This is a genomic window from Streptomyces sp. H51 (assembly GCF_035656535.1).
Taxonomy (GTDB): Bacteria; Actinomycetota; Actinomycetes; order Streptomycetales; family Streptomycetaceae; genus Streptomyces.
The window spans coordinates 300,560-312,176 of sequence record NZ_JAYMHD010000051.1; the positions used below are offsets into that span (position 1 = coordinate 300,560).

At 74.9% G+C, this 11,617-nt stretch carries 8 protein-coding genes and 2 pseudogenes; 5 read left to right on the top strand and 5 right to left on the bottom strand.

All coding sequences use genetic code 11. The features are described from left to right. Positions 1-8 precede the first annotated feature (8 nt). Together narI and VKA29_RS37035 are read left to right on the top strand one after the other, a co-directional pair. Complete coding sequence (gene narI, locus VKA29_RS18140; RefSeq protein ID WP_324786995.1) at positions 9-776, top strand: respiratory nitrate reductase subunit gamma; 768 nt, start codon at positions 9-11, stop codon at positions 774-776. A gap of 189 nt (positions 777-965) precedes the next feature. Next, positions 966-1,097 (top strand): annotated as a pseudogene (locus VKA29_RS37035) (hypothetical protein); the annotation flags it as partial. Positions 1,098-1,230: 133 nt separating this feature from the next. On the opposite strand, the gene VKA29_RS18145 reads toward VKA29_RS37035, so the two are convergent. Then, entirely contained in the window at positions 1,231-1,863 is a 633-nt protein-coding gene (locus tag VKA29_RS18145; RefSeq protein WP_324786876.1) for a phosphatase PAP2 family protein, read from the bottom strand. A 117-nt stretch (positions 1,864-1,980) separates the two neighbouring features. Here VKA29_RS18145 and VKA29_RS18150 point away from each other — a divergent pair, with 117 nt between their 5' ends. Together VKA29_RS18150 and VKA29_RS18155 are read left to right on the top strand one after the other, a co-directional pair. After that, on the top strand, positions 1,981-2,352 hold the full coding sequence (locus tag VKA29_RS18150; protein ID WP_324786877.1) for a BlaI/MecI/CopY family transcriptional regulator: 372 nt from the start codon (positions 1,981-1,983) through the stop codon (positions 2,350-2,352). Then, positions 2,349-3,278: a M48 family metalloprotease gene (locus VKA29_RS18155; RefSeq protein ID WP_324786878.1), complete on the top strand. Its 930-nt coding sequence runs from the start codon at positions 2,349-2,351 to the stop codon at positions 3,276-3,278. Before VKA29_RS18150 ends, VKA29_RS18155 begins: the two co-directional genes overlap by 4 nt. Positions 3,279-3,368: 90 nt before the next feature. Here the strand turns inward: VKA29_RS18155 and VKA29_RS18160 are convergent, their stop codons facing one another. From VKA29_RS18160 to VKA29_RS18175, 4 genes and pseudogenes are all read right to left on the bottom strand, one after another. Then, positions 3,369-4,529, bottom strand: a complete 1,161-nt coding sequence (locus VKA29_RS18160; RefSeq protein WP_324786879.1) for a magnesium and cobalt transport protein CorA — start codon at positions 4,527-4,529, stop codon at positions 3,369-3,371. A 237-nt stretch (positions 4,530-4,766) separates the two neighbouring features. Then, a pseudogene (locus VKA29_RS18165) lies at positions 4,767-4,991 on the bottom strand (trypsin-like serine protease); the annotation flags it as partial. A gap of 296 nt (positions 4,992-5,287) precedes the next feature. Continuing rightward, the gene (locus tag VKA29_RS18170) at positions 5,288-8,137 is read right to left on the bottom strand and encodes a helix-turn-helix transcriptional regulator (RefSeq protein WP_324786880.1); all 2,850 of its coding nucleotides are present in this window, start codon (positions 8,135-8,137) and stop codon (positions 5,288-5,290) included. Positions 8,138-8,986: 849 nt separating this feature from the next. Further along, complete coding sequence (locus VKA29_RS18175; protein ID WP_324786881.1) at positions 8,987-9,811, bottom strand: helix-turn-helix transcriptional regulator; 825 nt, start codon at positions 9,809-9,811, stop codon at positions 8,987-8,989. 116 nt (positions 9,812-9,927) lie between these two features. Here VKA29_RS18175 and VKA29_RS18180 point away from each other — a divergent pair, with 116 nt between their 5' ends. Then, positions 9,928-11,598 (top strand): AMP-binding protein, encoded by a 1,671-nt coding sequence (locus tag VKA29_RS18180; protein WP_324786882.1) that lies wholly within the window; start codon positions 9,928-9,930, stop codon positions 11,596-11,598. Positions 11,599-11,617: the final 19 nt, after the last annotated feature.

Sequence of the window (11,617 nt, forward strand, 5' to 3'; positions counted from 1 at the left end):
CACCCCCGATGACCGCGCCCGCACAGCCCGTCGGCCTGGCGGCCGAGGCCGGCACCGGATCCGTCCTGCTCTGGGTCGTCCTGCCGTACGTCTCCCTCGCGGTGTTCGTCCTCGGCCACATCTGGCGCTACCGCTACGACAAGTTCGGCTGGACCACCCGCTCCTCGCAGCTCTACGAGAACCGGCTGCTGCGCATCGGCAGCCCGCTGTTCCACTTCGGCATCCTCGTCGTGCTCCTGGGCCACATCGGCGGCCTGCTCGTCCCCAAGAGCTGGACCGAGGCCGTCGGCATCGGCGAGGACGCCTACCACGTCACCGCCGTGGTGCTCGGCACCATCGCCGGCGTGTGCACCCTGGGCGGCCTGGCCATCCTCGTCTACCGCCGCCGCACCGTCGGCCCCGTCTTCTCCGCCACCACCCGCAACGACAAGGCCATGTACGTCTCGCTCACCGCGACGATCGTGCTCGGCCTGTCCGCGACCGTCGCCGCGAACATCGTCGGCGGCGGCTACGACTACCGCGAGACCATCTCCCCCTGGTTCCGCTCGATCTTCTGGTTCCAGCCCGAGCCGGACCTGATGTCCGGCGCCCCGATCCTGTTCCAGCTGCACGCCGTCAGCGCCCTGCTGCTCTTCGCCGCGTGGCCCTTCACCCGCCTGGTCCACATGCTCACGGCCCCGATCGGCTACCTGACCCGCCCCTACATCGTCTACCGCAGCCGCGACACCCGCCTCGGCAACCGACCGCCCCGCCGCGGCTGGGAACGCGTGGGCTGACCGGCGCTCCCGCACGCCGCCGGGCCCGGGCGGGCGGTGCCACGCGGCAGCCAGGACGCGTTCAGGCAGCCCGTGGCACGGCCGGGTCCGCTGACAGTGCCCTGACGTACGAGACGTCAGAGACCGCCACGCCCTCGGCGGCCGGCGCCGGGGCACCGTCCTCCGGGCCGTCGGCAGCGCTGGAACAAGGTGCCCGAAGTCACCGTCCACTTCTGGATCACCAAGGTGCTGTGCACGACGGTCGGCGAGACGGCGGCCGACCTGCTGAACGAGAAGGCGGGCCTCGGGCTGACCGGGGTGCCGGTGCTGATGAGCGCCCTGCTGGCGGTCGTCCCGGTCGTCCCGGTCGTCCCGGTCGTCCCGGTCGTCCCGGTCGTGCAGTTCCGCACCGGCGCCCACCGTGCGGGCGCCGCCCAGGCGCCGAGACCGGCGGCGCCGGCGGCGGCGCGCCGTTTCACGCGGTACTCACCAGCGGGCGCAGGCGGCCGGACGCGATCCACCGGCCCACCGGTCGCGAGCACCGCCGCACCGCGGTCATCGACAGCAGCGCGACGAGCCCGCCGGCCAGCGCTCCGGCCACCACGTCATGCGGATAGTGCGCGCCGACCCACACCCGGGAGGCCGCCATCGCCACCGCGGCGACGGCCGCCACCGCCCCCAGCCGGCGCGAGACGAAGAACAGGGCGACCGCGGCAGCCGCCGCGATCGCCGCGTGGTTGCTGGGGAAGGACCAGTCCCCGGGGGCCGGACACGCCTCCAGGGTCGGCACGCGCAGGCTCCGGCACGGCCGGTCCTCGCGCACCGCCAGCTTCACCACGACGTCGACGCCGGACGCCACGACCACGACCACCGGCACCGCCAGCGCCGTCACCGCCGCCGCGCCCCCGGTACGCCGCGCGAACCACCAGCCGAGGCCGGCGAGGACGGCGAACACCGCCAGCCCGTACGTCGACCACAACGACACCGTCCCGTCCAGCCAGCCCGGCGCATGCCGGGCCGCCCGCACCACGTCCAGATAGGCGGAGCCGTCGACCGACGACCCGTCGAAGACGGCCGGCTGCGACGATGGGGGGACGGGTGCGGACATCGTCACGGCTCCTCCGGTACGGCGGGCCGGGCGCGGCACGGCAGCACCCGACCAGTGACTACAATTCTGTAGACGGTCTACTGAACTGTAGACGACAGCGGGGTGAGGATGGTTCCCATGACCGACCCGAAGGACGAACGCCGCCCGGCCGGCGAGCTCGAAGCCGCCGTCATGGCCGCCCTGTGGGCCGCCGGCGCGCCGCTCACCCCGGTGCAGGTGCAGGCCGAACTCGCCTCCGGACTCGCCCGGACGACGGTGGTGACGATCCTGTCCCGCCTCCACGACAAGGGTGCCGTCGGCCGCGAGCGACGAGGGCGCGGCTACGCCTACGTCCCGGTGCAGGACGCCCCCGGGCTGACCGCCCAGCGCATGCACACCGAACTCGACCGGGACGCCGACCGCGAGGCGGTGCTCGCCCGGTTCGTGGCCCGGCTCAGCCCGGAGGACGAGGAACTGCTGCGCCAGCTGCTGGAGGCCGACGAGCAGTGATCGCCCTCCTTCTGGCTCCGCTCCTGCTGCCCTGCGCGTTGCCGGCACTGGCCCGGCGCGCCCTCGCGCGCCTCGCCCCGGTCACCGCCCTGTGGGCGCTGACCGCCTGTGCCCTGGTGTGTGCCGGCGCCTGTGTCGCCGCACTCGGCGCCCTGGTGCTGACCGGACTTCTCAAGCTCTCCGTCCTCGCGGCCCTCGGGAACCTCGTCCACCCCCTGCGTACCCCTTCCGACCTGCTCGTCCTCCCGGCCGCCGCGCTCGCCACCGGAGCGCTCACCCTCGGTTCCTGGACCCTCGCACGCTCGGCCGCGCGTCAGGTCCGGGCCTTCCACGCCGCTCACGCGGAAGCCGACCGCCGCCCCACCGCCGGTGACCTGTGCGTCGTCGACTCGCCGCACCCGGACGCGTACGCCCTGCCCGGCAGGCCGCACCGGATCGTCGTGACCACCGCGATGCTGCGCAGCCTCGGCCCCGCCGAACGCGAAGCCCTCTTCGCCCACGAGCGGGCCCACAACAGGGACGGCCACCACTATTTCCTGGCGGCCGCCGAACTGGCCGCCCACTGCCACCCCGCGCTCCGCGCCACGCGTGCCACGATCCGGCTCGCCGCGGAACGCGCCGCCGACGAGAGCGCCGCTGCCGCCGTCGGTGACCGCCGTCTGCTGGCCCGGGCCATCGCCCGCGCCGCGCTCGCCGGAGACGCCCGACACCTCACCCGCCCGGACTTCGCCCCCGCGGCGACCACCGGCCCCGTTCCCCAGCGGGTCGCCGCGCTCCTCGCCCCCCGAGACGGCCGCTCGAACGCCGCACGATGGATCGCCCTGCTCCTCACCGTCTGCGCGCTCCTCCCCGCGGCAGCCGCGACCACCGGCGTGGCCGTCCTCCACCACGACGTCGAGGTCGCCCAGGGCGAAGAGAGCCGCTGACCTGCCGGGCGGGCTCGGGCGTCACCCTGACACCGCCGGGTACGGCGCCGTCCGTGGGCGTCGACAGGGACTCTGAGCGGTCCCGACCGCTCAGAGCCAGCCGCGCCGTCTGAACACGACGTACAGGCTGACGCAGACCGCGGCCATCAGGGCGACCGAGAGGGGGTATCCGAACGACCAGTGCAGTTCCGGCATGTGCCGGAAGTTCATGCCGTACACCGTGCCGACCAGCGTCGGGGCGAACAGGATCGCCGCCCAGGCGGAGATCTTCTTGATCTCCTCGTTCTGCTCGAAGCCCGCTTCCGCCAGTGCCCGCATCTCCGCGTTCTGCTGCTGGGTGACCAGCGTCGCGTTGACCGTGAGGATGTCGGCGAGGGCCTGGCGGAAGGAGTCGACGCGTTCGCTGATGTGGGTGACGTGGTCGGCGACGTCCCGCAGGTAGCGCTGCAGTTCCTCGTCGGTGCCGTACTTGGAGAAGCCGGCGATCAGGCCGTGCAGCATGCCGACCAGGGGGCGCGTGGCGCGCTGGAACTCGACCATCTCGCGGGAGAGTTCGTAGATGCGGCGGGAGACCTCGGGGGCACCGCCGAAGACTTCCGTCTCGATCTCGTCGATGTCGTTCTGGACGCCCTCCACGACCGGCGCGTAGCCGTCGACCACCGCGTCGAGGATCGCGTACAGCACCGCCTCGGGGCCCAGCCTGAGCAGCTCCGGCGTCTCCTCCATGCGGCGGCGGACCGCGGACAGGCCCGGCGCCGCGCCGTGGCGGACGGTGATCAGGAAGTCCGGCCCGACGAACACGTGCAGCTCGCCGAAGTCGACCTCCTCCGGCGCGTCCAGGTAGCGGGCGGCGCGCAGCACGACGAACAGGGTGTCGCCGTAGCGCTCCAGCTTCGGACGCTGGTGGGCCTCCATCGCGTCCTCGACCGCCAGCGGGTGCAGGCCGAACTCGGCTGCCAGGGACAGCAGTTCGTTCTCCGTCGGACGGGCCAGGCCGATCCACGCCATGCCGGACGGCTGCCCGCGCAGCTCCCGGTAGGTGTCGGCCAGGGTGGCGGGGGAGGACACCCGCACCCCGTCGCGGTACACGGCCGCCCGCACCACACCGGCCGGCCCGGCCGGCTCGGGGGAGACCGGCGCGGGCGGTACGGCGGGGGGCCGCGCCGAGTGCGTCGGCGCGGGGGTGGCGGTCCGGCGCCAGACGAATTTCCTGGGGTGCTTCGCGGCCGGGCGGGCGCGTCGCTCGGACATGGCGGCTGCCTCCCGGTCGGCGGACTGCTGCGCTCCTGAGCAGGACAGGCCCTGAGCAGGACAGGCCCTGAGCAGGATATACGGGGCATACGGCCGCAGGGTCATGGGTCCCCCGACCCCTCAACGCCGGCCCCGGACCGTCCCGGAACATTGGACAGGGGGCGTTGCGGGCTGCTCGTGGAAGCTCGCAACGCCCCCTGGTTCTTCACCTGAGGGGTACTCAGGAAGCCTTCCGGGTCAAGCGGCGACCTGCGCGGTCACCTGGCCGGTGCGGCCGGTCGGCCGGGTGTGGACACCCGGGTGACCGGCCTCCGCGCGGCCCTCGCCCCGAGAAGTGATCCCTGCCAGGACGCCCCTGACGAGCAGGGGACCGCCGCTGCCGTCCTGGCAGGTGTCGACGCCGCCGGAGGTGTGTCCGGGGCAGACCGTGTCGGACCGGACGCAGTCCGAATCGTGGGAGTTCGCAGGGTCGATCCAGATCTTCCTGACTCGGGGGAGCCCGAACATCCGTCTCCTAGGTGGGGGGTGCCCGGCGGGGCGCGCGGGTGTGGGGCGGACCGACCTCGTGTGCCCGGGTGAGCGGCACGCCCTCACGCTAGGACCCGCCCCGCCGGGCACCCAATGAGGGAACCCCCTAGTGGGGGCGGGCAGGGAAAACCCTCGGTGGCTCCTGACGTGGCCCCCTGCCTGATCTCCGGGAGGACCGGACGGACCTCACGCGGATCTCACGCGGACCGTGCACGGATTTCAGCGCGGACTCACTTCGTGCGACGCCCCGCCGCCAGCCGGACGATGTCCACCCGGGAGCGGATCCCCAGCTTGCGGTACACCCGCGTGAGGGTCGCCTCGACCGTCTTGACGCTGATGAACAGGCGCGCGGCGATCTCCCGGTTGGTCGCCCCTTCCATGACGAGCGCGGCGACCTGACGCTCCATCGAGGCGAGGCCCTCCAGCCCCTCCGACGCGGCGACGGGGGCGGCCGGTTCCACCGGATTCGCCACGGCCGCCGCCTCCACCTGACGCACCCACGGCAGCGCACGGCAGCGCCGGAACAGCCGGGCCGCCTCGTCGTACGACGTCGGGCCGGGCGCGGCGGCCACCGCCACGCGCACCGCGCCGGGAGCCCGGGGCGAGGTGCGCAGCGAGGCCAGCGCGAACGCGGCCCGCGCCTCCTCCAGGCCGTAGCCCAGCTTGGCGAGCCGGTCCTGAGCGGACGTCAGCTGGGTGAGGGCCGCCTCGTACTCCCCGCGCGCCGCCCGCACCAGCGCCTCGGCCCGGTCCAGGACGCCCAGCACGCTCTCCCGGCCCAGCCGCAGCGCGTGGGCGCGCGCCTCGTCGAGGAGTCCCTGCGCCTCGTCGAGCGCGCCGATGCGCACCAGGGCCTCGGCGAGGTCGCCGTGCCAGCGGCCGCGCGCCGGGTCGGTGATGCCGAGGCTGTGCTCCAGCTCCCGCACCCGGCGCAGCGACCGGGCCGCTCCCGCCGCGTCCCCGGCGACCAGCTGGGCGTGGCCGAGGGCGGCCAGGCCCCGCGACACGTACATCTGGTCGCCGACCTCCTCGGCCTGGTCCGCCGCTTCCCGGCCCAGGGCCAGCGCCCGCTCCACGTCCCCGCCCGAGGCCTCCGCGAGGGAGGTGAGCACGGCGGAGGGGATCTCGCCGATGCCGGAGTCCCGCGCCAGCCGCATGCTCTCGCGGGCCAGGTCGAGGGCACGGCCGCAGTGCCCGGAGCGCAGTTCGGTGTCGGCCAGCAGGCGCACGAAGTGCACCTCGCTCTCGACGATGCCGCGCCGCCGCACCTCGCGCAGCAGCGCCGTGACGGTCGCGCGGGCCTCGGGCAGCTGGTCACTCATGATCAGCCAGCGGTAGCGGGTGGCGCCCGCGCCGTTGTGGTGGCACGCCACCTGCGGGTCCTGCGGCTCCTGCAGCGCCCGCTTGATGGTCGCCGGCGCGTCCGGGTGGCCCATCAGCGTCTCGGTCTGCGCCTGGAACGCCAGGGCGAGCAGTTCGGTGCGCCGGTCGCCGGCCCGGGCCGCGAGCCGCGCCGCGTGCGCGGCCTCCTCCCGGCCGGTGGCGAAGTCGCCCTCCACCACCAGGCCCCGCCAGGCCAGCTGGTAGTGGACCTGGGCGAGCAGCCGCGGGTCGTCGCCCGCGTCGGCCAGCACCTGCGGGTAGACGGTGTCGACCTCGCCGAGGGCCTGTCCGGCCGACTCGATCACCACCATCCAGGCCCGCACCCGGTCCGCGGGCGCGGTGGCCCGGGTCAGCACCTCGCGGGCGATGTCCCGGGCGAGGTCGACCTCGCCGGCCGTGATCGCGTCCTCCGCGGCCTGCAGCCGGCGCTGGTCCGGGCTCGGGTAGCCGTAGGGCGGGGTGTGCCGGGCGGCGAGCAGCCCGAGCGACGCGGCCACCGACGGCGCCCCGCGGTCCCGGGCCAGCGCGGCGGCCTCGGCGAGGCGGGCGGCCGCCTCCGGGTCGGTGCCGGTGGTGGCGAGGGCCAGGTGGCGGGCCCGCTCGATCGGGTCGGAGGCCGCGGTGGACAGGGCGGCGTGCGCGGCGCGCCGCTCGTGTGCGGGCGCCTCCGCGTACAGCGCGGCCGAGATCAGCGGATGCGCGAACCGTACGGCGGGCCCCTCCGGCTCGGTCGCCAGCAGTCCGAGCGTGGCGGCCTGCGCGGTCTCGGCCTCGGCGTTCTCCCGGCCGGCGGCGTGCAGCAGGGCGAGGGTGGGGCGGGCGCCGGCGCTGGCCACCAGCAGGGTGCGGCGGGCCTCGTCGGAGAGCATCTCCAGCCGGTTCAGCACCAGCGTGCGCAGCGAGGTGGGCACCGGGAGCGGCTCGCCCGGTCCGATCGGGTGGGAGCTGTCGGCCAGGGCGCGGCCCAGTTCGAGGGCGAACAGGGGGTTGCCGCCGCTGGTGCGGTGGATGTCTCGGACCGTGGAGCGGGGCAGGCCCGGGTAGCCGCGGTGGTCCAGGAGCGTGGACACCTGGGCCCGGGACAGCGGGCCCAGGCGGACGGCGAGGGTGTCCGGCGGGCACGAGCGCAGGTGGCGGTCGTACTCCTGGCCCTCGGTGCGCACCGCGCACAGCAGTTGCACCGGGGTGTCGCCCAGGCGGCGGGCGGCGAAGCCGAGCAGCTCCGCGCTGGCCGAGTCCAGCCACTGCAGGTCGTCGGCGACGACGAGGACGGGGCCCTCGGCGGCGAGGGCGCGCAGCGCGGACAGCACGGCCAGACGCAGCGCGAGCCCGTCGCGCTGGAGGGCGGACTCCTCGCCCCGGCCGGTGAGCGCCGACTCCAGGGCGGTGCGCTGGGCGGCGGGCAGCCGGTCGGACACCTCGTCCACGACCAGGCCGAGGAGGTCGGCGAGGGCGAGGAAGGGCAGATGGGATTCGGACTCGGTGGCCGAGCAGCGCAACACGGTGCGGGCCGAGGAGGCGTATTGCGCGGCCAATGCCCGCAGAACGGTCGACTTTCCAATTCCGGCGGGGCCGTGCAGCAGCACGCTGCCGCCGGAGGCGAGCTGCTCACGCGCCGCGGCGGACAGCCCCTCCCGGCCGATGACCAGGTCGGGGCGGCATCTGGCAGGCTCCTGGAAGTCCCGTCGCACGGTCACCGCTCCCTCCGCATGTCGTGTCCGGGCCAAATTCTAGGCAACGTCTCATTGAAATCCGGACGCCCGACGAGGTGAGAGATATGACAATCGTCGGGCGTAAGGAAAATGCAAAGTGCCGCCGAATGCACACCGACCACCCGCGAGGCCCGTGCGAGGCCCCTGCGGCGCGCACCGCGAACCCCCCTCCGCCACGGGCCGGGACACCGATCCGCCTACCCCACCCGGCTGCGGCGAACCGCCGCAGGACACCCGCAGCCCCCCGCACGGCAGCGCCCCGCCGCGCGCCGGGGTCGGTTTGCTGGGCGGCGCGCCGTGGTCGCCGGGTCGCGGCGGCGGGTCCGCGTGACGGGTCGCGGGGCCGGGCTGCGTGGGGCGGGGCTGCGTGGGGCGGGGCTGCGTGGGATGGGGCTGCGTGGGGTGGGGCTGCGTGGGGTGGGGGCCCGCCGTGCGGCCGGGGTGGTTGCCGGGCGGTGCGGTGGGGCGGTCGCCGGGTGGCGCCCTGGGGCCGTCGGGCTGCCGTGGCGGGTCCCCTGGTGCGGGGACGGCGTTCCGCCGGGGTGGGGCGGGGTGTGCGCCGAGCACTGTAGCCGGTGCAGCCCGCGGCGGCCCGGTGCCGGGGTTCGGGGCGCGGTGCGGCGGGGCTCCGTGGCGGCGGTCCCGGTGGAGCCGGGGTTCGGCGCATGGGTGTCCCCGTGCGGGGCCGTGCGGCGGGCTCGTGCCCTCCGTGCCGCGTCCGGGCGCGGGCCGGGCTGCGGTCCGGCGCGGGCTCCCGGGTGGCGGCGCCGCGGGGTGCGGGGCGGCGGCCGGGGCGCCGGGGGCGCGGTCCGGGTGGCGTCCCGCGGCGGCGGGTTATGGGAGGAGGCCGGCGCGGCGGGCCGCGGAGACCGCCTCGCCGCGGGTGTGGGCGCCGAGCTTGCGCATCGCCGAGCGCAGGTAGCTCTTGACCGTCTCCGGGCGCAGCCCGAGCCGGTCCGCCGCGGCCGCGTTGGTCGCGCCGTCCGCCAGACAGGCGAGGACGTCGAGTTCGCGGGGCGCCAGGCTCGCTCCCCGCGGCTGCGGCTCCGGCGTCAGCAGGGCGCAGGCGGCGAGCAGCTCCGCCCGCAGCGTCTGGTCGGTGATCCGCGGCGCCAGCGAGCGCAGCGCGGCGTGCGCCTCCCGCACCTGCTCCCAGGCGGAGTCCCGCGCGGGGTCGCGGGCCGCCGCCACCGTCACCAGGTCCCGCGCCTCGTCCCGCAGCACCAGCGCCTGCTCGACGTCCCGCGCCGCCTCCATGGCCGCGCCCAGCGTCCGGTCGCCGAGCGGCTGGGCCGTGCGCAGGGCGCCGTAGAGCACCCCGCGCACCCGGCGCCGTACCACCACCGGCACCGCGAGCACCGAGCGCAGGCCCTCCGCGGCGACCGGGATGTCGTACTCGTGGCTGATCTGCCGGGAGGAGGAGTAGTCCGTCACCGCGCACGGACGGCCCAGCGCGACCGCCTTGCCGCCCAGGCCGTTGCCCGAGGTCACCGCGAGCGCGCTCAGCGCGGGCGTCACGTTGCCGCTCAGCTCGCTGATGCGCACCTGCTGCCGCCCGCCGTCGACGAGGCCGCCGAAGGCGACCGGGAGGCCGGTCGTGCGCCGCAGCCGCGCCAGCGCGTTGCGTATCTCCACGACCCCGGCCGTTTCTGCTGCCACCTGCTCGCCCTCTCCTCCGCGGCGCACACCCCCGTACGGGGGTAGTGAGACCTGCATCACGGATTACACGATGACAGAGAGCCGCCCGGCAATGGTCCGGTAACGAAGGAGCACAGATGACGACGCCGACGGAGGTGTTCCGCGGGGCGCGGGACTTCCTGCTGGAACACCGTGAGGACTACGAACGAGCGTACGAGGGTTTCACCTGGCCTCGCCCCGAGCGCTTCAACTGGGCGCTCGACTGGTTCGACGTCATCGCCGACGGCAACGACCGGACCGCCCTGCACATCGTCGAGGAGGACGGCACGGAGGTCCGGCTGTCCTTCGCCGAGATGTCCGACCGCTCCGACCGGGTGGCCAACTGGCTGCGGGAGCGGGGCGTGCGTGCCGAGGACCGCGTCCTGGTCATGCTCGGCAACCAGGCCGAGCTGTGGGAGACGGCCCTGGCCGCGATGAAGCTGCGCGCGGTCGTCATCCCGGCCACCCCGCTGCTCGGCCCCGCCGACCTGCGCGACCGCGTCGAGCGCGGCCGGGTCGGGCACGTGCTCGTACGGTCCGGGGACACCGGCAAGTTCGACGAGGTGCCCGGCGACTACACCCGCGTCGCGGTCGGCGGCGCGCCCGAGGGCTGGCAGGCGTACGAGGACGCGTACGCGGCCCCCGCCGACTTCGCGCCGGACGGGCCGACGCTGCCCGACGACCCGCTGATGCTGTACTTCACCTCGGGCACCACCGCCCGCCCCAAGCTGGTCGAGCACACCCACACCTCGTACCCGATCGGGCACCTGGCCACCATGTACTGGATCGGCCTCAAGCCCGGCGACGTGCACCTGAACATCTCCTCACCAGGCTGGGCCAAGCACGCCTGGTCGAACCTGTTCGCCCCGTGGAACGCCGAGGCCACCGTCTTCATCCACAACTACACGCGCTTCGACGCCGCCCGGCTGATGGCCGAGATGGACCGGGCCGGCGTCACCACGTTCTGCGCCCCGCCGACCGTGTGGCGCATGCTCATCCAGGCCGACCTCACCCAGCTGCGCACCAAGCCGCGCGAGGTGGTGGCCGCCGGTGAGCCGCTCAACCCCGAGGTCATCGAGCAGGTCCGCCGGGCCTGGGGCGTCACCATCCGGGACGGCTTCGGGCAGACCGAGACCGCCGTGCAGGTCGCCAACAGCCCCGGCCAGCCGCTGAAGACCGGCTCCATGGGCCGGCCCAGCCCCGGCTACCGCGTCGAACTCCTCGACCCGGTCACCGGCGCGCCCGGCGCCACCGAGGGCGAGATCTCCCTCGACCTGTCCGCCCGCCCGGTCGGTCTGATGACCGGCTACCACGGCGACCCGGACCGCACGGCGGAGGCGATGGCCGGCGGCTACTACCGCACCGGTGACGTCGCCTCCCGGGACGCGGACGGCTACCTGACCTACATCGGGCGCTCCGACGACGTCTTCAAGGCCTCCGACTACAAGATCAGCCCCTTCGAGCTGGAGAGCGCGCTGCTGGAGCACGAGGCGGTCGCCGAGGCGGCCGTCGTGCCCGCGCCGGACGAGCTGCGCCTGGCGGTGCCCAAGGCGTACGTCGTCCTCGCCGACGGCTGGGAGCCCGGCCCCGACACGGCCAAGGTGATCTTCGAGCACTCCCGTGGGGTGCTGGCCCCCTACAAGCGCATCCGCCGCCTGGAGTTCGCCGCCCTGCCCAAGACCGTGTCCGGCAAGATCCGCCGGATCGAGCTGCGCGAGGCGACGGCCGCGGGTTCGTCGGACGAGTACCGCGAGGAGGACTTCCGGTGACCGCACCGTCGAACACGCA